Source organism: Streptomyces sp. NPDC001889, assembly GCF_053594535.1.
In genome coordinates this window covers 153,550-173,477 of record NZ_JBSFER010000014.1, presented here as the reverse complement: position 1 = coordinate 173,477, position 19,928 = coordinate 153,550, and the positions used below count along the sequence as shown (strand labels likewise).

Annotated in this window: 21 protein-coding genes; 16 read left to right on the top strand and 5 right to left on the bottom strand. The window is 73.2% G+C overall.

The genetic code is table 11. The annotated features are described in order from the left end of the window. Positions 1-130 precede the first annotated feature (130 nt). Together ACWCRA_RS18130 and ACWCRA_RS18125 are read left to right on the top strand one after the other, a co-directional pair. Complete coding sequence (locus ACWCRA_RS18130; RefSeq protein WP_351552593.1) at positions 131-955, top strand: MerR family transcriptional regulator; 825 nt, start codon at positions 131-133, stop codon at positions 953-955. A gap of 32 nt (positions 956-987) precedes the next feature. Beyond that, entirely contained in the window at positions 988-2,085 is a 1,098-nt protein-coding gene (locus ACWCRA_RS18125; protein WP_451068043.1) for a helix-turn-helix transcriptional regulator, read from the top strand. Here the strand turns inward: ACWCRA_RS18125 and ACWCRA_RS18120 are convergent. Then, a complete protein-coding gene (locus ACWCRA_RS18120; protein ID WP_451068042.1) occupies positions 2,082-3,002 on the bottom strand; it encodes an SDR family oxidoreductase in 921 nt (306 codons plus the stop codon). The genes ACWCRA_RS18125 and ACWCRA_RS18120 overlap by 4 nt on opposite strands. Positions 3,003-3,133: 131 nt before the next feature. Here ACWCRA_RS18120 and ACWCRA_RS18115 point away from each other — a divergent pair, with 131 nt between their 5' ends. After that, complete coding sequence (locus ACWCRA_RS18115; protein ID WP_351552643.1) at positions 3,134-3,655, top strand: DUF4240 domain-containing protein; 522 nt, start codon at positions 3,134-3,136, stop codon at positions 3,653-3,655. Between the two features lie 59 nt (positions 3,656-3,714). Here ACWCRA_RS18115 and ACWCRA_RS18110 read toward each other — a convergent pair whose 3' ends face one another. Then, the gene (locus tag ACWCRA_RS18110) at positions 3,715-4,206 is read right to left on the bottom strand and encodes a GNAT family N-acetyltransferase (protein WP_351552601.1); all 492 of its coding nucleotides are present in this window, start codon (positions 4,204-4,206) and stop codon (positions 3,715-3,717) included. A gap of 43 nt (positions 4,207-4,249) precedes the next feature. On the opposite strand from ACWCRA_RS18110, the gene ACWCRA_RS18105 reads away from it, so the two are divergent. Further along, positions 4,250-5,146: a TIGR01777 family oxidoreductase gene (locus ACWCRA_RS18105; RefSeq protein ID WP_351552604.1), complete on the top strand. Its 897-nt coding sequence runs from the start codon at positions 4,250-4,252 to the stop codon at positions 5,144-5,146. A 221-nt stretch (positions 5,147-5,367) separates the two neighbouring features. Next, a complete protein-coding gene (locus tag ACWCRA_RS18100; protein ID WP_451068041.1) occupies positions 5,368-6,687 on the top strand; it encodes an NAD(P)/FAD-dependent oxidoreductase in 1,320 nt (439 codons plus the stop codon). Positions 6,688-7,175: 488 nt separating this feature from the next. Here the strand turns inward: ACWCRA_RS18100 and ACWCRA_RS18095 are convergent, their stop codons facing one another. Continuing rightward, complete coding sequence (locus ACWCRA_RS18095) at positions 7,176-8,630, bottom strand: regulator (protein ID WP_351552610.1); 1,455 nt, start codon at positions 8,628-8,630, stop codon at positions 7,176-7,178. 268 nt (positions 8,631-8,898) lie between these two features. Between ACWCRA_RS18095 and lipB the strand changes: the two genes are divergently transcribed. From lipB to ACWCRA_RS18075, 4 genes are all read left to right on the top strand, one after another. After that, the gene (gene lipB / locus ACWCRA_RS18090) at positions 8,899-9,693 is read left to right on the top strand and encodes a lipoyl(octanoyl) transferase LipB (protein WP_451068040.1); all 795 of its coding nucleotides are present in this window, start codon (positions 8,899-8,901) and stop codon (positions 9,691-9,693) included. Positions 9,694-9,861: 168 nt separating this feature from the next. Next, positions 9,862-10,824: a lipoyl synthase gene (locus ACWCRA_RS18085; protein WP_351552616.1), complete on the top strand. Its 963-nt coding sequence runs from the start codon at positions 9,862-9,864 to the stop codon at positions 10,822-10,824. 295 nt (positions 10,825-11,119) lie between these two features. Further along, complete coding sequence (locus ACWCRA_RS18080; RefSeq protein ID WP_451068039.1) at positions 11,120-11,365, top strand: SCO2195 family GlnR-regulated protein; 246 nt, start codon at positions 11,120-11,122, stop codon at positions 11,363-11,365. A gap of 10 nt (positions 11,366-11,375) precedes the next feature. Further along, positions 11,376-12,086 (top strand): DUF4191 domain-containing protein, encoded by a 711-nt coding sequence (locus tag ACWCRA_RS18075; RefSeq protein ID WP_351552622.1) that lies wholly within the window; start codon positions 11,376-11,378, stop codon positions 12,084-12,086. A gap of 180 nt (positions 12,087-12,266) precedes the next feature. Here ACWCRA_RS18075 and ACWCRA_RS18070 read toward each other — a convergent pair whose 3' ends face one another. Continuing rightward, the gene (locus ACWCRA_RS18070) at positions 12,267-12,734 is read right to left on the bottom strand and encodes an RDD family protein (protein WP_351552625.1); all 468 of its coding nucleotides are present in this window, start codon (positions 12,732-12,734) and stop codon (positions 12,267-12,269) included. Between the two features lie 246 nt (positions 12,735-12,980). Between ACWCRA_RS18070 and glnA the strand changes: the two genes are divergently transcribed. The 5 genes from glnA (at position 12,981) to ACWCRA_RS18045 (ending at position 17,461) form a co-directional block, all read left to right on the top strand. Further along, positions 12,981-14,390, top strand: coding sequence for a type I glutamate--ammonia ligase (gene glnA / locus ACWCRA_RS18065; RefSeq protein ID WP_351552628.1), 1,410 nt, complete (start codon positions 12,981-12,983; stop codon positions 14,388-14,390). Between the two features lie 203 nt (positions 14,391-14,593). Next, positions 14,594-15,529 carry a hydroxymethylbilane synthase gene (gene hemC / locus ACWCRA_RS18060; protein ID WP_451068038.1) on the top strand — a complete coding sequence of 312 codons (936 nt, stop codon included), beginning with the start codon at positions 14,594-14,596 and terminating at the stop codon, positions 15,527-15,529. 62 nt (positions 15,530-15,591) lie between these two features. Beyond that, on the top strand, positions 15,592-15,891 hold the full coding sequence (locus ACWCRA_RS18055) for a mycothiol transferase (protein ID WP_351544079.1): 300 nt from the start codon (positions 15,592-15,594) through the stop codon (positions 15,889-15,891). Positions 15,892-15,969: 78 nt separating this feature from the next. Then, entirely contained in the window at positions 15,970-16,563 is a 594-nt protein-coding gene (locus ACWCRA_RS18050) for a GNAT family N-acetyltransferase (protein WP_351544082.1), read from the top strand. After that, entirely contained in the window at positions 16,550-17,461 is a 912-nt protein-coding gene (locus ACWCRA_RS18045) for an MOSC domain-containing protein (protein WP_451068037.1), read from the top strand. The genes ACWCRA_RS18050 and ACWCRA_RS18045 overlap by 14 nt, the downstream gene beginning before the upstream one ends. Positions 17,462-17,627: 166 nt before the next feature. On the opposite strand, the gene ACWCRA_RS18040 is transcribed toward ACWCRA_RS18045, so the two are convergent. Next, entirely contained in the window at positions 17,628-17,960 is a 333-nt protein-coding gene (locus ACWCRA_RS18040) for a hypothetical protein (RefSeq protein ID WP_451068036.1), read from the bottom strand. A 133-nt stretch (positions 17,961-18,093) separates the two neighbouring features. Between ACWCRA_RS18040 and ACWCRA_RS18035 the strand changes: the two genes are divergently transcribed. Together ACWCRA_RS18035 and ACWCRA_RS18030 are read left to right on the top strand one after the other, a co-directional pair. Further along, the gene (locus tag ACWCRA_RS18035) at positions 18,094-18,492 is read left to right on the top strand and encodes an ArsC/Spx/MgsR family protein (protein ID WP_451068035.1); all 399 of its coding nucleotides are present in this window, start codon (positions 18,094-18,096) and stop codon (positions 18,490-18,492) included. A 55-nt stretch (positions 18,493-18,547) separates the two neighbouring features. Beyond that, entirely contained in the window at positions 18,548-19,504 is a 957-nt protein-coding gene (locus tag ACWCRA_RS18030) for an aminoglycoside phosphotransferase family protein (RefSeq protein ID WP_451068034.1), read from the top strand. The last annotated feature ends 424 nt before the right edge of the window (positions 19,505-19,928 follow it).

Genomic DNA, 19,928 nt, shown 5'->3' with positions numbered 1-19,928 from the left:
TCCTGGCCGCCCGGGGTGTTCCGCTGTCCGGGGCACCCCGTCCGGGCCGCGCGGGGGCCGGCCTTCCGGGAACCCCCGGCCGGAGACGGTTGACCTTGACACCGTGTGAGGCCCCGTACTGAGGGACACCATGTTCACCATCGGAGATTTCGCCCGGCACGGCCGGGTGTCGGCCCGCATGCTGCGCCACTACGACGCCATCGGGCTGCTGCGCCCCGACCACACCGACCCGTTCAGCGGCTACCGCTACTACGCGGCGGCCCAGCTCGCCCGGCTCAACCGGATCATCGCCCTGAAGGATCTCGGCTTCACCCTGGAACAGGTGCGGCGGATTCTGGAGGAGCGGGTGGGTACGGAGGAGCTGCGCGGGATGCTCGTGCTGCGGCGGGCCGAGCTGGAGGAGGCGATGGCCGCCTCGGCGGCCAGGCTGGGCCAGGTCGAGGCGAGACTCCGGTCGATCGAGAGCGAGGGGCGCATGCCCGTCGACGACGTCATCGTGAAGAGCGTCCCGGCCGTGCGGGTGGCCGAGCTGACGGCCGTGGCACCCGGCTTCCAGCCCGAGGAGATCGGGCCGGTCATCGGACCGCTGTACGACGAGCTGTTCGGCCGGCTGAGGGCGGCGGGGGTGGTGCCGGCCGGGCCCGGTATCGCCCACTACGAGGCGGCGCCCGAGGGCGGGGGCGCCGTCCTGGTCCACGCGGCGGTCGCGGTGCCGCCCTCGGTGGAGCGGCGCGACGGCCCGGACTTCGCGGTCGTGGACCTCCCGGCCGTCGAGCGCGCCGCGACGATCGTGCACCGGGGCTCGATGGAGACCGTGCTGGCCACGGCCCAGACCCTGGCCCGCTGGCTCGACGCGGGCGGCCACCGGGCGGTGGGATACGCCCGGGAGGTGACCCTCGAATGCCCCGGCGACCGTGAGGGCTGGGTGACGGAGCTCCAGGAGCGGCTGGCCTGAGGGCGCTCCCCGGGGGCGGTCATGATGGAGGCATGCGCGCTGCCCGGCTGATCAAGATGGTGCTCCTCCTCCAGGCCCGGCCCTCCATGACCGGGGCCGAGCTCGCCCGGGAGCTGGAGGTCTCGGAGCGGACCGTGACCCGGGACGCGCTGGCCCTCTCGGAGGCCGGGGTGCCGGTCTACGCGGACCGGGGCAGGACCGGGGGGTACCGGCTGATCGGCGGCTACCGCACCCGGCTGACGGGCCTGGGCCGCAGCGAGGCCGAGGCCCTCTTCCTCTCGGGGCTGCCGGGCGCGCTCCGGGAGATGGGCCTGGAGGACGCGGCCTCCGCCGCCCGGCTGAAGGTCTCGGCGGCGCTGCTGCCCTCGCTCAGCGACGCCCCGCGCAGCGCGGCGCAGCGCTTCCATCTGGACGCCCCCGGCTGGTACCAGGAACCGGAGACCCCGCCGCTGCTGGCGCCGGTCGCGGAGGCGGTGTGGGAGGACCGCCGGCTCCGGGCGGTCTACCGGGGCCGGCACGCGGACGCGGGGCGCGAGCTGGAGCTGGAGCCGTACGGGCTCGTGCTGAAGGCGGGGGTCTGGTATCTGTGCGCCCGTTCGGGCGGCGGCCACCGGGTGTACCGGCTGGACCGCTTCTCCTCGGCCGAGCCGGACGAGCCGTTCGAGCGGGACGAGGAGTTCGATCTGCCGGGCTTCTGGGAGGAGCGGGCGGCGCAGTTCGCGCGGTCCCTGCTCCGGTCGGAGGCGCTGGTCCGGGTGACGGAGGAGGGCGCGCGCAGGCTGCCGTATCTCACGGACCGGGTGGCGACCCGCCGCGCGCTGGCGGAGGCGGGCGCCCCGGACGCCTCGGGGCGCCTGACGGTGACGCTGCCGGTGGAGTCCCACGATGTGGCGTTCGAGCAGTTGCTGGCGCTGGGGCCCGAGCTGGAGGTGCTGGCGCCGCCGGAGCTGCGGGAGCGGTTCGCCCGGGCGGCGGAGCGCACGGCGCTCCTCTACGGCGACGGCGACGGCGACGACCGCGACCGCGACCGCGACCGCGACCGCGACCGCGACGACAACGACCACGACCGCGCCCCGGACGCCCCGGACGCCCCGGACGCGCCTGTCTCCCCCGCCGCGCCCGGGGCCTAGCGGTACTCCTCCAGGGAAGGGCTCCCCCCGGCCTTCTCCGCGAGGATGTACCCCCAGACGTCGGGCCGGCTGCCGTCGGTGTCCGTGAGCCCGTACTCCCGGGCGAGCTGCCCGCTGTCCAGGGACTGCCCGTTCCAGCGGTGCCGCCCGGGGTCGGCGGCGAGCGCGGCGACCCCCCGGCCCAGATAGCCGGGGGACTCGGAGAGCGCCCAGTGCGGGTGCTCGCCGGTCCCGTCGCGCCAGTTCTCCTCGGTGAGGCCGAAGGCGTCGAGCATCTCCTCGGAGCGGATGAACCCCGGGGTGACCGCGACCGCGGTGCCACCGACGCCCTTCAGCTCCTCGCCGAGGAGATACGCGACGCGGATCGGGGTGTTCTTGGCGAGGTCGTAGTAGAAGTTCTCCCGGAAGTCCCGGTTGGTCCTGGCGGTGCCGTCGGTGACCTCGACGACCAGTCCGCCGCTCCGGCGGACCAGCAGGGGAAGGGCGATGCTGCTGGTGATGATGTGGCTTCTGGTGCCGAGGTCGATCATCCGCAGTCCGCGGTCGAGATCGACGTCCCACATCCGGGTGTCGAAATCGAGGTACTGGTTTCCGCCCCAGACGTCGTTCACCAGGATGTCGAGCCGCCCGTGGTCGCGGTCGACCCGCGCCACCAGCTCCCGCACCTGTCCGGCGTCCAGATGGTCGGTGCGCACGGCGATACCCCGGCCGCCCGCCGCGTCGACCAGCTCGGCGGTCTCCTCGATCGTCTCCGTCGTCCGCTTCATCTCGCTGACCTGGGCACGGGTGGTGCGTCCCGTGACGTACACGGTCGCGCCGAGGGCGCCGAGCTGGACGGCGATGGCGCGGCCCGCGCCCCGGGTGGCGCCCGCGACCAGGGCCACCGTCCCCGCGAGGGGGGTCTGTGCTGTCGTCATGGAACGACCGTCGCACGGATACCCGACATCTTCTGTCCGGCATTCCCGCGACACTCTCTTCCGGCCCGGGAACCGGCAATTCGGCGGCTCCGCGTGCGCGGCCACCCTCCAGCCACGATGCTGGACCCGTGATGGACGAGACGGAGTTCTGGGAGATCGTGGACACCACCCGCGAGGCCGCCGAGGGCGATCCCGAGGACCATGCCGATCTGCTGGTCGAGCGGCTGATGCAGCTCGACCCCGACTCCGTGCTGGACTTCGCCCGCCACTTCGAGGCCCGCTACAACCGCGCGTACACCTGGGATCTGTGGGGCGCGGCGGCCGTACTGCTGGACGGGGCGAGCGATGACGTCTTCGACTACTTCCGCTGCTGGCTGATCGGGCAGGGCCGGGAGGTCTTCGAGGGCGCGGTGCACGACCCGGACGCGCTCGCGGAGCTGCTCGACGACTTCGACGAGGACATCGACGGGGACGGAGAGGAGCTGGGCTATGCGGCGGACGAGGCGTACGAGCAGCTCACCGGTGTGGTGGCACCGGATCTGGGGATCACTCCACAGCCGGCGGAGCCGCTGGGCACTCCCTTCGACTTCGAGGACGAGACGGCGGCGGCGAGCCGGTTCCCCCGTCTGTGGGAGCGCTTCGGACGCGGCTGAGACCCCGCGCGGCGCGGCGCGCGGGAGCCCGCGCGGGACGGCGGCGTCACGGTCCGCCCCTACTCCAGGGCGCGCCCCATGAAGACATCGTCCACATACCGCCCGGCGAGCCGGAACTCGCCCGGCAGCACCCCTTCGACGGCGAAGCCCTCGGACTCGTACAGCCTCCGCGCGGGGGTGTTGTGCCCGAGGACCCGCAGGGTGATCCGGACCGCTCCCTGACGGCGCGCCTCGGCGCAGGCGGCCCGGAGCAGCGCCCGGGCGATGCCGCGCCCGCGCGCCTCGCCGGCGACCGCGAGGCCCTGGATCTGGCGTACGTGCTGATTGCAGGCGAGCGGGGTCGGCGGGGAGACCCGGGTGTAGCCGAGGATCGCGCCGTCGGGCCCCTCGGCGACGAGATAGTCGGCGGGCACCCGGCGGTCCCCGAAGAACGGCGCGTCCGGCGCCGGGCACTCCGTCACCGCGTGCAGGGTCGACCAGGTCTCGCGGTCCAGGCGGGCGAGGGCCGCTTCGTCGTCGGGGCGGCCGTGGCGTATGTGCGACTCGTCCATGGGGCAACTGTGTCATGGGGTGGGCGGGGGGCAGGATGGTTTCATGCGGATCGCGATCACCGGCTCCTCCGGACTCATCGGTACGGCTCTGGGGCGCTCACTGCGCTCGGACGGGCACGAAGTGGTGCGCCTCGTGCGCAGGGCGCCGCGCGGCATCGGTGAGGTGGAGTGGGACCCGCACCGGCAGTGGGTGGACACGGCGGGACTGGCGGGGTGCGACGCCGTGGTGAATCTCGCCGGGGCGGGGATCGGGGACCGGCGCTGGACCGATGAGTACCGCAAGGAGATCCGGGACAGCAGGGTGCTGGGGACGGCGGCCCTGGCCGAGGCGCTCACCGCGCTGGACACCCCGCCGCGCGTGTTCCTGAGCGGCAGCGCGATCGGGTACTACGGCGACACCGGGGACCGGACGGTGGACGAGAGCGCGCCCCCCGGGGACGGTTTTCTGCCGAATGTGGGCGTGGAGTGGGAGGAGGCCGCCGCACCGGCCGAGGAGGCGGGCATCCGCACCGCGTTCGCCCGTACGGGCCTGGTGGTGTCGCGGAAGGGCGGCGCGTGGGCGCGGATGTTCCCGCTCTTCAGGGCGGGCCTGGGCGGCCGGCTCGGCGACGGCCGGCAGTACTGGAGCTTTGTCGCCCTGCGGGACGAGGTGGCGGCGCTGCGGCACATCCTGGACACGGAGTCGCTCTCCGGCCCGGTCAACTGCGTGGCCCCCAACCCGGCGACCAACCGCGAGGTCACCGCCGCGATGGGGCGGGCGCTGCACCGGCCCACCCTCTTCGCCGTGCCGTCCCCGGCGCTGCGGGTGGCGCTCGGGGAGATGGCGAGCGAGGTCCTGGGGAGTACGCGGGCGGTGCCGGCGAAGCTGCTGGAGTCGGGGTTCGTCTTCGCCTGTCCGACCATCGACGAGGCCATCGCGGCGGCGCTCGCCCCGGCCTGAGCGGGGTGCGCGGGGCCGCCGGGCGGGCGCGGCGGGCGGGGGCGGGGCGGGGCACCCGGGCGGGACCGGCGGGCGCGCGCCCCCGCGCAACGGTGACCCGCTCCGTGCGCGCGTCGAAGTCCGGCCACCGCTCCCTACCCTCGGTGCGAACTCCGCTTTCCGGGCGCCGGCCGGGGGCATGACCCTCCCGGCAGCGCCGCGCCGACCTCGGGGAGGGGCACGTGCTCATCAGCACCGCTCACACTGCGGACCATGCGGACGTCATCATCGTCGGGGCCGGGATCGCCGGGCTCACGGCGGCCCACCGGCTGACCAGGGCAGGAGTCAGCGTCAGTGTTCTGGAGGCCGCCCCCCGACCGGGCGGCAGAATGTCCACCGAGGAGATGGACGGGTTCCGGCTCGACCGGTCCGGGCAGCTCCTCTCCACCGCGTACAGCGAACTGGTGCGGGTGGCGGCGCTCGGGGATGTGGCGCTGCGCCCGTTCGCCCCGGGGGTGCTCCTGCACAGCGGAGGGCGGCTCCAGCGCTCCGGGGAGACCGTGCGGCGGCCCGGCGAACCCGGAAGCGCGAGGGGCGCACTGACCGTCGCGCGCGCCCTGGCAAGCGCCCCCCGGCCGCTGGACGAGGCCCGGTTCAGCGCCTCCCTCGCGCGTCTCGCGGGGACCTCCGTGGAGCGGCTGATGGCCCGCCCCGAACGGTCCGCCGCCGAGGCGCTGCTCGCCCGGGGGCTGCCGCCGCGCACCGCGCTGGGTGTGCTGCGCCCGCTGCTGTCGGCGCTGCTGTGCGACCCGGGGCTGACGACCTCCAGCCGGTGCGCGGATCTGGCGCTGCGGGGGTTCGCCCGGGGCCGGCTGTGTCTGCCCGGGGGCGGGGTGGCCTCGCTGCCGGAGCGGCTGGCCGCGACGCTGCCGGAGGGCACGGTGCGCACCGGGGTACGGGTCGGGGACATCGCGGTCAACCGGGTCACCACGGAGGAGTACGGCCCGCTCTCGTGCCGGGCCGTGGTGCTGGCGACGGGCGCGCGGGAGGCGGCGGAGCTGCTGCCGGGGCTGCGGGTGCCGAGGTTCCACCCGGTGACGGTGGTGCACCACACGGCCCCTCAGGCGCCGCCCACGGGGGCCTCGCTGGTGCTCGACGCGGACGGGACGGGGCCGGTGGCGCACACCGCCGTGGTGAGCGAGGTGGACGCGGCTCGGGCGCCGGGCGGGCGGGTGCTGATATCGAGCACGGTGCTGGGGGCGGCTCGGGCGGGGCTGGAGGAGGAAGTGCGGGGGCAGTTGGGGAGGGTGTACGGGGTGCCGACGGAGGAGTGGGAGCTGCTGGCGGCGCACCACGACCCGTGCGCCGTCCCGGCGATGGAGCCGCCGTACGACGTGCACCGCCCGGTGCGGGTGCTCTCGGGGCTCTACGTCTGCGGGGACCACCGTGCCACCAGCACGGTCCAGGGAGCCCTCCTCTCCGCGCAACGCGCGGCGACGGCGGTGCTCCACGATTTCTCCCTCCGCCCCCGGGAGATCCACCCACTGCCCTCAGCGGCCTGACACGGCCGACCGGCCGACCCGAGGCACACGTCCATCCCCTCCGACGCCCGACCCGCACCACCCCAGCCCCTCCGGCTTTTGGGCAGCACCCCTCAGCCCCTCCAGCGTTTGGGCAGCACCTCTCAGCCCCTCCGGCGTTTGAGGAGCGGGGGTTCGGGGGCTGGCCCCCGACCGTGGCCCGCAGGGTGCGGGGGCCTGCGGCACAGGGTCCGTCCTCAAACGCCGGACGGGCTGGGTTTGCTCGGGCCACCCGTGGCACAGGGTCCGTCCTCAAGCTGCCCCGGAGCTGCCTCTGGGAGGTGCCCCCAGACGGGCTGGGTTTTCCAGCCCCTCCGGCGTTTGAGGAGCGGGGGATCGGGGGCCGGCCCCCGACCGTGGCCCGCAGGGTGCGGGGGCCTGCGGCACGGGGGCACCCGGGCCGCACCGGGCGGGGCCCTGTGGCACAGGCCCACCCCGGGGCCGCACCGGGCGGGGCCCTGCGCGCGGATTCAGCCGAGCGCGGAGACGCGGTCGCGGTAACCCCGGACCGCCGCCGCCTCGCGGTACGGCTCCAGCCTCCGCTCAAAGTCCCGCACATACTCCAGCGCCCGCGCCGACCTCATCTCCGCCGCCTGCAACGCCGCCTCCGCCCCCAGCGCACACGCCTGATCCAGCTCCCCCAGCCCCAGCCGCGCCGACGCCAGCACCACCCGGCAGAACAGCCGGCTGCGCGCCAGCGCCGAGGGGCGCAGCTGGAGCGAGCGCTCCGCGTGCTGCACCGCCTGCCGGTACTGCTGGAGGTCCCGGTAGCAGTGCCCGAACTCGTCCGCCATCTGCGCCTCGTCGAAGAACCTCGCCCAGTACGGCACCTCGTCCCCCGGCCGCGCCGCCCCCAGCGCCCGTTCCGCCCGCACCAGACACGCCGTACACGCCCGCGCGTCCCCCAGCACGCCGTGCCCGCGCGCCTCCACCGCGTGCAGCAGCGCCTGCACCACCGGCGGGGCGGTCGGCCCCACCCCCTGCTGGGCGACCCGGGTGAGCTGGACCGCCTCCCGGCCGTGGCCGAGGTAGACCGCCTGGCGGGCCATGGTCACCAGCACATAGGACCCGTACGCGCGGTCCCCCGCCGCCTGCGCGAGCCGCAGCGCCTGGACGAAGTAGCGCTGGGCGAGCCCATGGGCGGCGATGTCGTACGAGGTCCAGCCGACCAGCCTGGTCAGATCGGCGACCGCCGCGAAGAGCCTGCGCCCGGTGACCTCCCCGTACGACCCGCGCAGCATCGGCTCCGCCTCGTGCTCCAGATAGCGCACCAGGGCCTGCCGGGCGTGCCCCCCGCCGTAGGCGTGGTCGAGGGTGCGGAACAGCTCCCCCACCGACCGCAGCGCCGCGATGTCCCCGCTGGAGACCCGCTGCCCGGGCCCCCGGTCCGTCCCCCGCTCGGCGACGGCCCGCTGCCGGGGCACCCCGGGGCCGCCCTGCGCGGGCACCCGTCCGGAGGGCTGCTCCGGCGCCCGCCCCACCCGTTCGTCGGCGCGGCCGATCAGCCAGTCCCGGCTGGGCACCACCAGACCCGCCGGGGTGAAGGCGATCTTGCGCAGCTCCGCGTGGCTGCCGGAGTCCTTGCGCCAGAGGCCGCTGACGATGTCCACGGCCTCCTCGGGGGTCGCGGCGAACTCCAGGCCCGCGTAGACGGGCGCACAGGCGTCGAGCCCGAGATCCTGGGCGGAGAGCCGGCGCCCGAGCCGCCGGGTGAAGACCTCGGCGATCAGCGCCGGGGTGGTGCCGCGCGGCTGCTGCCCGCGCAGCCAGCGGGTCACGGAGGTCTTGTCGTAGCGGAGGTCGAGACCGTGTTCAAGTCCGAGCTGATCGACTCGGCGGGCGAGGCCCGCATTGGAGAATCCGGCTTCCTGGATCAGTGCGGCAAGCTGGCGGTTGGGGATGCGCTGCGAGGGTCGTTCCGTCATCAGCTGTGCGGTCTCCTGCCTTCCGGGCCAGTCGCAGCCCTCATGGAACGGCGCGAATTTAGCGGCCTTTGCCCTGCACACCGCCACATTGGCCGCACATTCATCCGATCGTGTGAGGATCAGGGCCGGTACCGGCCCGGGACTGACGCCCCGGGGCCCCGCCACCGGGAGCGCCCCTCCCTCCCGGCCGTGCCCGCCCCCACCGCCGTACAGTGGCTGGGGCGCGGGAAGTGCCGCCGCGGAGTGAGGGTTCTAGGGAGGCAGTGCCGTGAGTGAGCTGCGGTTCGTCCGGCTGGGCTTCGGCGGGGAAGCCGTCGAGTACCAGGAGGCGTGGCAGAAGCAGCGCGAGGTCCACGCCGCCCGCTTCGCCGACGAGGTCCCGGACACCTGTCTGCTGCTGGAGCACCCCCCGGTCTACACGGCCGGGCGGCGCACCGAGGACAGCGAGCGCCCCCTGGACGGCACGCCGGTCATCGATGTGGACCGCGGGGGCAAGATCACCTGGCACGGCCCGGGCCAGCTGGTGGGATACCCGATCCTGAAGCTGCCGCGCCCGGTCGATGTGATCGCGCACGTCCGCAGGCTGGAGGACGCCCTGATCCGCACCTGCGCGGACTTCGGCCTGGAGACCAGCAGGATCGAGGGCCGCAGCGGTGTCTGGGTGCTGGGCGACCCGGTGGCGGACCGCCCGTCGGCCGGCGGTCTCGAACTGGACTTCGACCCCCGGCTCCAGGACGACGAGTTCGACCCCCGGCTGAACGGCCCCGAGTACGCCCCCTCCAACGCCGGCCAGCGCCGCGAGGACCGCAAGCTGGCCGCCATCGGCATCCGTATCGCCAAGGGCGTCTCCATGCACGGCTTCGCCCTGAACGTGAACCCGGACAACACCTGGTTCGACCGGATCGTGCCGTGCGGCATCCGGGACGCGGGGGTGGCGTCCCTCGCGGGCGAGGTGGGCCGCGAGATCACCATCGCCGAGGTGCTGCCCGTGGTGGAGCGGCGGCTGCGGGAGGTGCTGGAGGGCGCCGATCTCCGGCCGAGGACCGTGGGCGCGGCCGTGTAGCGCGCCCCGGACTCCGGGCGGCTCACCGGCCTCACCGCCCGCCGTACCCGGCCGGGGAATGCACCCCGGCGAGCCGGGGTTGGCCGGACGTAGAGCCGAACAATTGACGGGCGTACCCTGGTGTGCGCCGCAGAATCGAATGCCGCGATAGCAGAAAGGGGCGCCGACGTGTCCGCTGTCGCACCCGACGGACGCAAGATGCTGCGCCTGGAGGTCCGGAACGCCCAGACCCCCATCGAGCGTAAGCCGGAGTGGATCAAGACCCGGGCGAAGATGGGCCCCGAGTACACCAAGATGCAGGCGCTCGTGAAGAGCGAGGGGCTGCACACGGTGTGCCAGGAGGCGGGCTGTCCGAACATCTACGAGTGCTGGGAGGACCGCGAGGCGACCTTCCTCATCGGCGGTGACCAGTGCACCCGGCGCTGTGACTTCTGCCAGATCGACACGGGCAAGCCGCAGGCCCTGGACCTGGACGAGCCCCGCCGGGTCGGCGAGTCGGTCGTCACCATGGACCTGAACTACGCCACCATCACCGGCGTCGCCCGCGACGACCTGGAGGACGGCGGGGCGTGGCTGTACGCGGAGACCGTGCGGCAGATCCACGCGATGACGGCGGAGCGCGAGGGCGGCCACACCAAGGTCGAGCTGCTGATACCGGACTTCAACGCGGTCCCCGAGCAGCTGGCCGAGGTCTTCTCGTCCCGCCCGGAGGTCCTCGCGCACAATGTCGAGACCGTGCCCCGGATCTTCAAGCGGATTCGCCCCGGTTTCCGTTACGACCGCTCGCTCGAAGTGATCACCCGCGCCCGTGAGGCGGGGCTCGTCACCAAGTCCAATCTGATCCTGGGGATGGGCGAGGAGCGCGCGGAGGTCAGCGAGGCGCTGCGCCAGCTGCACGAGGCGGGCTGCGAGCTGATCACGATCACCCAGTATCTGCGCCCCTCGGTGCGCCACCACCCGGTCGAGCGCTGGGTGAAGCCGCACGAGTTCGTGGAGCTGAAGGAGGAGGCCGAGCAGATCGGCTACTCCGGTGTGATGTCGGGCCCGCTGGTCCGTTCGTCGTACCGGGCCGGCCGGCTCTTCGGCCAGGCGATGGAGCGGCGCCAGAGCCTCACCGCCCAGACTGTGTGAATTGAGGCACAAGCGCCTACCGCCCAGTAGTGGCGGGCGGCGCCGCGGCCCGTACTCCCCCGCAGGCAGGGGCGGTGTACGGGCCGCGTCACTGTTCCCGGGGCTTGCGGGCCGCTCGCGTCAGGGTTTCATCGGCGTTTGACCGCCCGGTCACCCGCTGGTAACACCATCGGGTAACCCTGTGGTCAGGTATCGCACACCTGCTCGCGCGCACACCCGTCCGACGGCCACGGCACCGGCCCGCGCGGGCGGCAGTCCGATCCACCGTTCACCCATCCCGAGGGGGCCTCAGCCCATGCAGGCCGTGCCACTACACCCGGTACGCGAGGCGGACTCCGTACGCCCGGTCCGCGCCACCGCCATTCCGTCGCTCACCCACGCCCTGCGCGCGATGGAGCGGCTGCTCCTCGGCGCGGGCCAGCGCACCGCCCGGCGCAACGCGTGGACGGCCGTCCTGGAGGACCGCCGCCGGGCCAGGGACCGGGCCGAGGCACAGCATGTACTGGAGGCCGTGTCGGGGCGCGCCTCGCAGGCCACGTAAACTTCCCGTTATGGCGAGGAAGGCAAAATCCGACAGCGCTGACGCTGCTGCGAACCCGGGGCGACTGAAGCAGATCGCTCTGACGTACAAGATGACCCGGAAGGCCGACCCGAAGATCGGTCTGATCATCGCGGGTGTGGGAATCGTCACCTTCGGTGCCTTCCTCGCGATCGGCTTCTGGGTCGGCTACCCCATCTATCTGGGCATTCTCGGCTTCCTGCTGGCGTTTCTCGCGATGGCGATCATCTTCGGCCGCCGCGCGGAGCAGGCCGCCTTCGGTCAGATGGAGGGGCAGCCCGGAGCCGCCGCCGCCGTTCTGCAGAATGTCGGCCGCGGCTGGTCCACGACCCCCGCGGTGGCGATGAACCGCAACCAGGACGTGGTGCACCGGGCCGTCGGCCGGGCCGGCATCGTGCTGGTGGCCGAGGGCAACCCGAACCGGCTCAAGACGCTGCTGGCGGCCGAGAAGAAGAAGATGGCGCGCATCGTGGTCGATGTCCCGGTGCACGACATCATGGTGGGCACGGGCGAGGGCCAGGTGCCGCTGAAGAAGGTCCGCACGACGATGCTGAAGCTGCCGAGGGTGCTGAACGGCGCCCAGGTCTCGGTGGCGAACGACCGGCTGCGCGCGATGGGCGATCTGATGAGCAACATGCCCATGCCGAAGGGGCCGATGCCCAAGGGGATGCGGATGCCGCGCGGCGGCCCGAAGGCACGCTGAGGCGCTCGAACACGACGAGACGAAGGGGGCTCCCGGATTCCGGGAGCCCCCTTCTCTGTGTGCCTCACTGGGCCTCTGTGGCTCTGTGGCTCTCTGGGCCTCTGTGGCTCTGTGGCTCTCTGGGCCTCTGTGGCTCTGTGGCTCTCTTGGCCCTGTGCCGCTTTCGCGCCGCCCCGCGGGCTAGACCCGCACCTGCACGGCGCGGGAGAGGCGGTCGTGCAGTCCGCGCCCGTCCCGGTCCCAGATCAGCGCGGGGAGCGCGAGACAGAGCAGGACGCTCCGCAGGGCGACCCGGCCGATCCCCAGCCGCCCGCCGTCGGCCGCGACGACCCGCAGGCCGAGGAGCCGCTTGCCCGGGGTGAAGCCGACCGTGCCGATGGTGACCAGGTTCAGTACGAGCAGGACGGCCAGCGCCCAGTTCCCCGCGGCCTGGCGGTCACCGCCCGCGAGGAGTCCGTATGCGATCAGGAAGCAGAGCCCCCAGTCGATGAAGAGGGCGCCGAAGCGCCGTCCGGTGGGGGCGATGGAGCCCGGTCCCGCCTCGGGCAGACCGAGCCGCTTGCCCCGGTGCCCGAAGTCGGCGCCCATCTCCTCGGCCGCCGCGCGGGGCCCGGAGAGCCACGATCCGATTGCTTGCCTGTTGTCCACCCGTCCACGGTACTGCGCCCGGAATTCCCGTCTTCCGCCCGGTCCCGTTTCCGGGGTGGCATGCCCATGCCCTCACACGGGCCCGTTCCGCCCCCGGGGCACCACCCTGGTTAACTTGTGCGAAACAAATGGGTCATGCTGGAGAAATCCCGTCTGCCTAAGGTCGGGTCCTGCGCGTGCCACCGCACTGGCCGCACGACCGAGCTGCAACCCCGCCCCGCCCGGGACGGGAGTAGGAGGAGTTGGATGTTCCAGAACGCCGACGACGCGAAGAAGTACATCGCCGACGAGGACGTCAAGTTCATCGATGTCCGGTTCTGCGACCTGCCAGGCGTGATGCAGCACTTCACGATCCCGGCCGCGGCGTTCGACCCGACCGAGGAGCTGGCGTTCGACGGCTCCTCGATCCGCGGCTTCCAGGCGATCCACGAGTCCGACATGGCGCTCCGCGCCGACCTGTCGACGGCCCGTGTCGATCCCTTCCGCCGGGACAAGACGGTCAACATCAACTTCTTCATCCACGACCCGATCACCGGCGAGCAGTACAGCCGTGACCCGCGGAACATCGCCAAGAAGGCGGAGACCTACCTCGCCTCCACCGGCATCGCGGACACCGCGTACTTCGGCCCGGAGGCGGAGTTCTACGTCTTCGACTCGGTGCGCTTCAGCACCTCCGCCAACGAGGGCTTCTACCACATCGACTCCGAGGCCGGCGCCTGGAACACGGGCGCCGTCGAGGACAACCGCGGCTACAAGGTCCGCTACAAGGGCGGCTACTTCCCCGCCCCGCCGGTGGACCACTTCGCGGACCTCCGCGCGGAGATCTCCCTGGAGCTGGACCGCCAGGGCCTCCAGGTCGAGCGCCAGCACCACGAGGTGGGCACGGCCGGCCAGGCGGAGATCAACTACAAGTTCAACACGCTGCTCGCCGCCGCCGACGACCTGATGCTCTTCAAGTACATCGTGAAGAACGTCGCCTGGCGCAACGGCAAGACCGCGACCTTCATGCCGAAGCCGATCTTCGGCGACAACGGCTCGGGCATGCACGTCCACCAGTCGCTCTGGCAGGGCGGCGTCCCGCTCTTCTACGACGAGCAGGGTTACGCGGGCCTGTCGGACACCGCCCGCTACTACATCGGCGGCATCCTCAAGCACGCCCCCTCGCTCCTCGCCTTCACCAACCCGACGGTGAACTCCTACCACCGCCTGGTCCCCGGCTTCGAGGCCCCGGTCAACCTGGTCTACTCCCAGCGCAACCGCTCGGCGGCCATGCGCATCCCGATCACGGGCTCCAACCCCAAGGCCAAGCGCGTCGAGTTCCGCGCCCCGGACCCGTCATCCAACCCGTACCTGGCCTTCTCGGCCCTGCTGCTCGCCGGCCTCGACGGCGTCAAGAACAAGATCGAGCCCGCCGAGCCGATCGACAAGGACCTCTACGAACTGGCCCCCGAGGAGCACGCGGGCGTCCCCCAGGTCCCGACCTCCCTGCCGGCGGTCCTGGACGCCCTGGAGGCGGACAACGAGTACCTCCAGGCGGGCGGGGTGTTCACCTCCGACCTGATCGAGACCTGGATCGACTTCAAGCGCACCCAGGAAATCGCCCCGATCCAGCTCCGGCCGCACCCGCACGAGTTCGAGCTGTACTTCGACATCTAGGACGACACGCCTTCGCCTCGGCGGGCCGCCACCGGTTTCCGGTGGCGGCCCGCCGCGCTTTCGTTCCGGCCCGGGCGCCGGAGCGGGCGCCCCGGCGGGGAGGGGGGCGGGGTGGTTCACCGCGTCCCGGCGGGGCCGGGGGGGTTCACCCGACTGCGCGGATGAGGGATGACCTTGGGGGCGCACCCTCTAGGGTGTTCGGCATGTCTGAGCCTGAGCTGATCCGGATCGTCTCCCGCTCCTCCCCCATGGCCCTCGCGCAAGTCGAGCGCGTACGGGCCGAGTTGACGCGGCACCGGCCCGGGGTGCGGACCGAGGTGGTGCCGGTGACGACCTCCGGGGACCGGTGGATGGGGGATCTCGCCCGGCTGGGCGGGAAGGGGGCGTTCACCAAGGAGGTGGACGCGGCGCTGCTGGCCGGGGAGGCGGATCTGGCGGTGCACTGTGTGAAGGACGTGCCGGCCGACCGGCCGCTGCCGGCGGGGACGGTGTTCGCGGCGTTCCTGGAGCGCGACGACATCAGGGACGCGCTGGTGCACCCCGGCGGGCTGGGGCTCGACGCCCTGCCGCAGGGGACCCGGATCGGGACGTCCTCCGTGCGCAGGGTGGCGCAGCTGGCCGTGTCGCATCCGCATCTGGAGTGTGTGCCGATGCGCGGGAACGCCAACCGGAGGCTGGAGAAGCTGGCGGGCGGGGAGGCGGACGCGCTGCTGCTCGCGGTGTCGGGGCTGGCGCGGATCGAGCGGCTGGACGTGGTCAGCGAGGTGCTGTCGGTGGAGACGATGTGCCCGCCGATCGGGGCCGGGATTCTCGCGCTCCAGTGCCGGGAGGACGACACCGCGACCATCGAGGCGGTGAGCGGGCTCGGCGATCCGGCGGTGCACCGGGAAGCGACGGCGGAGCGGATGTTCCTCCATGTGCTCCAGGGGCACTGCAATTCGCCGATCGCGGGGTTCGCGCGGGCCGAGCGGAGCGGGGAGCTGTCGCTGCGGGCGAAGGTGTTCACACCGGACGGGAAGCGGGTGCTCAACGCGCACGAGTGGGCGGGCCCGCTCGACCCGGCGACGCTGGGGACCTCGGTCGCCGTGGCACTGTTGCGCCAGGGTGCGCGGGAGCTGATCGACCGGATCGCCCACTGACGGCCCCGGTTCTGGGCGAGGATGCGCGCGAGGGAACAGGCGGACGGGGAGGAGGGCGCCCGGTGACCGGCGACGGCCGCGTGGGACCACCCCGCTCGGGCAGCGGACGCGGCACGCTCCGGGCGTTCCTGGACTGCCACCGCGCGACCCTCGCCATGAAGTGCGCGGGGCTCACCGACGAGGAGTTGCCGCGCCGCGTCGAGCGCACGGCCGAGCCCCTGGACGTGACCGGGTACCAGCGGCGATGGGGCGAGGAGGTGTCGCTGCGGATGGTGGTGGCGCATGTGCTCCTGGAGCACGGGCGCCACAACGGGCACGCCGGCCTGCCGCGTGAGGGAATCGACGGTGTGGTGGGCGCCTGAGCCGCCGCCATATCGCCCTTTATGCACTAGTGCATAAATTCATTGCAGCTAATGCAGAAAAGCGTTAGCGTCGGTGGCATGCCCGCGACGTCACCCGTGCCCATCACCCTCACCGGGCGGCACATCCGCCTCGAACCGCTCGCCCCGGCGCACCTCCCCGACCTCTTCGCCGCCGGCGGCGGGGACGACGAGGTCTGGCGCTGGCTGGGCGGGCCCACCCCGCGCACCGAGGACGAGCTGGGCGGGAAGCTGCGCGAGCTGCTCGGCGAGGCCGAGCGGGGGGAGTGCGTGCCCTTCGCCGTCGTTCTGCTGCGGACCGGCCGGGCGATCGGCTGGACCGTCTATCTGGACATCGACGCCGGAAACGAGCGGCTGGAGATCGGCTCGACCTGGTACGGCAGGGAGCACTGGCGCACCGCGGTCAACTCCGAGGCCAAGCTGCTCCTGCTCACCCACGCCTTCGAGGATCTGGGGATGGGCCGGGTGCAGTTGAAGACCGACCACCTCAATGAGCGCTCCCAGGCCGCCATCGCCCGTCTCGGCGCCCGGCGCGAAGGGGTGCTGCGCCGCCATCGGATGCGGCCCGACGGGAGCTGGCGGGACTCGGTCCACTTCTCGATCCTCGGCGACGAGTGGGCGGCCGTGAAGGAGCGTCTCCGTGCCGAACACTGACTCCGCGATCACCGTCGAACGGCTGACGTACTTCCCCGTGAAGGGATGCGCCGGTACGGACGTGGTCTCCGCCGCCCTCGTGGAGACGGGACTGCTGCACGACCGCACCTTCATGATCGTGGACGCCGTCGATGGCTCCTTCCGCAGTCAGCGGACGCTGCCCGCCATGGCCGCCGTCCGGCCGGAGGTCCTCGACGGCGGGGCCCGGCTGCGGCTGGCGGCCGATGGCGTCGAGACCCTGGTGGTCGAGGTCGACCCCGAGGCCGGGCGCCGGGCGGTGAGCATGTTCGGGAAGCCGATCGGCGAGGGCGCGGACCAGGGCGACACCGTGGCCGAGTGGTTCTCCGAGGTGCTCGGCGCCGCGTCCCGGCTGGTGCGGGCGGTGCCGGGGTACGACCGGGACGGCTGGGGCGAGACCCCGGGGAAGGTCGCCTTCGCCGACGCGCACGCCCTGCTGATCGTCTCCCGGGCCTCGCTGGACGGTCTGAACGCGCGGATCGAGGCCCACGGGGGCCGGCCCGTGCCGATGGACCGCTTCCGGCCGAACATCGTCCTCGGCGGCTGCGCCGAGCCCCACACCGAGGACGGGATGCGCGGACTGGAGGCCGGGAGCGTCCGCCTCGCCTACGCGGTACGGGCGACGCGCTGTGCGGTCCCGATGGTCGACCAGACCACCGGGGTGCGGGCGGGGCCCGAGCCGATCCGTACGCTCGCGGGCTACCGGCGCGAGCCCGAGTACGACAACAAGGTCAGCTTCGGGGTGAAGGCCGCCGTGGCGCGGCCGGGCACCCTGACCGTCGGCGACAGGGTGCGGGTGACCCGCTGGGCGCCCCCGCCCCCCGCCCCGGCGGGCAGCGCACCGGGCGGGGCGGCGGGCGGGGTGGACCAACGGCCCTAGGGAGTTTCTTTCGGATCGGGCCGGATCGGTGAGCGGGGTCCGGTGCCGTGGATCGCGAGGCGGAGGAGGGAGCCCACGCGGAGCGTCGGCGACCGGCGACAGCGCGGCGAGGCGCGGCACCGGGGCTCGCGAGCCCGGCACGATCCGAAAGAGACGACCCAGCGGGTCAGCGGCCGTAGCGGATCAGCGCGCGCACCATGCGGCAGGTGGTGTCGGACGGCGGGTGGATGCCGATCAGGTCCGCCGTCGTCCGTATCCGTGCGTTGTCGGCGGTGGCCGGGGGGTGGACACCCCCGTCGAGCAGGGCGATGGCCAGGCGCATCGCCTTGAGCCTGCGGTTGTGGTTCACATACCACTCGCGCGGGCGGCCGGCCGGGAGCGGGTGCTTCCGGAGCGGTGGGGCGGCGGACGCGGTGGGTGCGGTGGGTGCGGCGGATGCTGCTGATGTGGTCGGGTGAGCGGTGTCGGTCGGCTTCGTCATGACTCTGGCTGCGGCCATCGGCAAACCTCCAGGCGCGGTGGCGGGACCATCCCGAACTGCTCTCCATTCTAGGTCCCGGCACTGACAATCGCCCCTGGCCAGGCAGGGTTTGGAGGGTCCGCGCGAGAGAGCGTCCGGATATCGTCGCGGGATGGAGATCTGGATCAACCCCGTCTGTTCCAAGTGCCGCGGCGCCCTCGCCCTGCTCGACGCGGAAGGCGCCGCGTACACCGTGCGGCGCTATCTGGAGGACGTGCCGGACGAGGACGAGATCCGCGCGGTGCTGGAGCGGCTCGGACTGGAGCCCTGGGACATCACCCGCACCCGGGAGCCCGGGGCACAGCGGCTCGGACTGGCGGAGTGGGCCCGGGAGGAGAGCGCGCGGGGGCGGTGGATCGAGGCGCTGGCCCGGCACCCCGAACTGATCCAGCGGCCCATCATCACGGCGGAGGACGGCACCGCGGTGGTGGCGCGCACGGACGAGGCGGTGCGGGACGCGCTGGGGCGCCGCCGGGGAAAAGGGGAGGCCGGGGAGACGGTGCGCGCATAGGGTGGCGGCGCCCGGTGACGCAGGACCGGACCCGACCCTCGGAGGAGCCTCCGGCATGAGCCCCGCATCCCAGTCCCTCGACGTTCCCGCCGCCTTCGCCGCGTCGTACGGCGTCGGCGATCCGGCCGCCCGCGCCTGGGTCGCCGCGCTGCCCAAGCTGGCCGCGGACCTCCTGGACCGCTGGGACCTGCGGCCCGACGGCCCGCCCGGGCACGGCATGGCCTCACTCGTCCTGCCGGTGAGACGGGCGGATGGAACGGACGCGGTGGTGAAGTTCCAGCGGGTCACCGAGGAGACCGCCGGGGTGCCCGCCGGGCTGCGTGCCTGGGGCGGCCAGGGGGTGCTGGAGCTGTACGACCACGATCCGGCCACCGGCACCATGCTGCTGGAGCGGCTGGACGCCGCCCGCCCGCTGTCGTCCGTCGCCGACACCGACGACACCGCCGCGATGGGGATTCTCGCCGGGGTGATGGCGCGGCTGGTGGCGGTGGAGGCGCCCGAGGGGCTGCGGCGGCTGGACGATGTCGCCGCCGCCATGCTGGAGGAGGTGCCGAGGGCGCTGCCGGCGGTGCGCGACCCGGACGAGCGGCGGCTGCTGCGCAGATGCGCCGACACCGTGGCGGAGCTGATCGGCGACGAGCCGGGGAACCGGCTGCTCCACTGGGACCTGCACTACGACAACGTCCTCGCCGGGCAGCGGGAGCCCTGGCTGGCCATCGACCCCGAACCACTCGCCGGTGACCCCGCCTTCGAGCTGTGGCCGGCGCTGGACACCCGCTGGGAGGAGGTGGTGGTGCCGACGGGGGATGTCACCCGTGCGGTGCTGCGCCGCTTCGACCTGCTGACCGAGGTGCTGGGGTTGGACCGGGGGCGGGCGGTGGGGTGGACGATGGGGAGGGTGCTGCAGAACGCGTTGTGGGAAGTGGAGGATGGGGGGGTGGGGGTGGAGGGGGCGCAGGTGGCGGTGGTGAGTGCGCTGCTGACCCGCGAGCCCGCCCCACCGGTGCGCTGACCCGGCGCACCGGTGGGTCTCCTCCGGCGTGTGGGCAGCGCCCCTCGGCGTTCGGCGTTCGGCGTTCGGCGTTCGGGCCGCGCTACCCGAACCCCGTCGGCGGGCCGAGGCACGAAATCCAGCCCCGCTGGGGGCAGCTCTGGGGGAGTTCGAGGAGCACCACCCCAACCCTCCGGCGATTGGGGCAGCACCACCTCAGCCCCGCTGGGGGCACCTCCCAGAGGCAGCTCTGGGGGAGTTTGAGGCAGCACCACCCCAGCCCCTCCGGCGATTGAGCCGCACCACCCCAGCCCCTCCGGCGATTGAGGCAGCACCACTCCAGCCCCTCCGGCGATTGAGCCGCACCACCCCAGCCCCTCCGGCGTTTGAGGAGCGGGGGTTCGGGGGCTGGCCCCCGACCGTGGCCCGCAGGATGCGGGGTCCT

What these genes read in the sequence shown, in the direction of transcription:
- ACWCRA_RS18130 (WP_351552593.1), top strand. Translation starts at nt 131, where the DNA reads ATGTTCACCATCGGAGATTTCGCCCGGCACGGCCGGGTGTCGGCCCGC.
- ACWCRA_RS18125 (WP_451068043.1), top strand. Translation starts at nt 988, where the DNA reads ATGCGCGCTGCCCGGCTGATCAAGATGGTGCTCCTCCTCCAGGCCCGG.
- ACWCRA_RS18120 (WP_451068042.1), bottom strand. Translation starts at nt 3,002, where the DNA reads ATGACGACAGCACAGACCCCCCTCGCGGGGACGGTGGCCCTGGTCGCG.
- ACWCRA_RS18115 (WP_351552643.1), top strand. Translation starts at nt 3,134, where the DNA reads ATGGACGAGACGGAGTTCTGGGAGATCGTGGACACCACCCGCGAGGCC.
- ACWCRA_RS18110 (WP_351552601.1), bottom strand. Translation starts at nt 4,206, where the DNA reads ATGGACGAGTCGCACATACGCCACGGCCGCCCCGACGACGAAGCGGCC.
- ACWCRA_RS18105 (WP_351552604.1), top strand. Translation starts at nt 4,250, where the DNA reads ATGCGGATCGCGATCACCGGCTCCTCCGGACTCATCGGTACGGCTCTG.
- ACWCRA_RS18095 (WP_351552610.1), bottom strand. Translation starts at nt 8,630, where the DNA reads ATGACGGAACGACCCTCGCAGCGCATCCCCAACCGCCAGCTTGCCGCA.
- ACWCRA_RS18080 (WP_451068039.1), top strand. Translation starts at nt 11,120, where the DNA reads ATGCAGGCCGTGCCACTACACCCGGTACGCGAGGCGGACTCCGTACGC.
- ACWCRA_RS18075 (WP_351552622.1), top strand. Translation starts at nt 11,376, where the DNA reads ATGGCGAGGAAGGCAAAATCCGACAGCGCTGACGCTGCTGCGAACCCG.
- glnA (WP_351552628.1), top strand. Translation starts at nt 12,981, where the DNA reads ATGTTCCAGAACGCCGACGACGCGAAGAAGTACATCGCCGACGAGGAC.
- hemC (WP_451068038.1), top strand. Translation starts at nt 14,594, where the DNA reads ATGTCTGAGCCTGAGCTGATCCGGATCGTCTCCCGCTCCTCCCCCATG.
- ACWCRA_RS18050 (WP_351544082.1), top strand. Translation starts at nt 15,970, where the DNA reads ATGCCCGCGACGTCACCCGTGCCCATCACCCTCACCGGGCGGCACATC.
- ACWCRA_RS18040 (WP_451068036.1), bottom strand. Translation starts at nt 17,960, where the DNA reads ATGGCCGCAGCCAGAGTCATGACGAAGCCGACCGACACCGCTCACCCG.
- ACWCRA_RS18035 (WP_451068035.1), top strand. Translation starts at nt 18,094, where the DNA reads ATGGAGATCTGGATCAACCCCGTCTGTTCCAAGTGCCGCGGCGCCCTC.
- ACWCRA_RS18030 (WP_451068034.1), top strand. Translation starts at nt 18,548, where the DNA reads ATGAGCCCCGCATCCCAGTCCCTCGACGTTCCCGCCGCCTTCGCCGCG.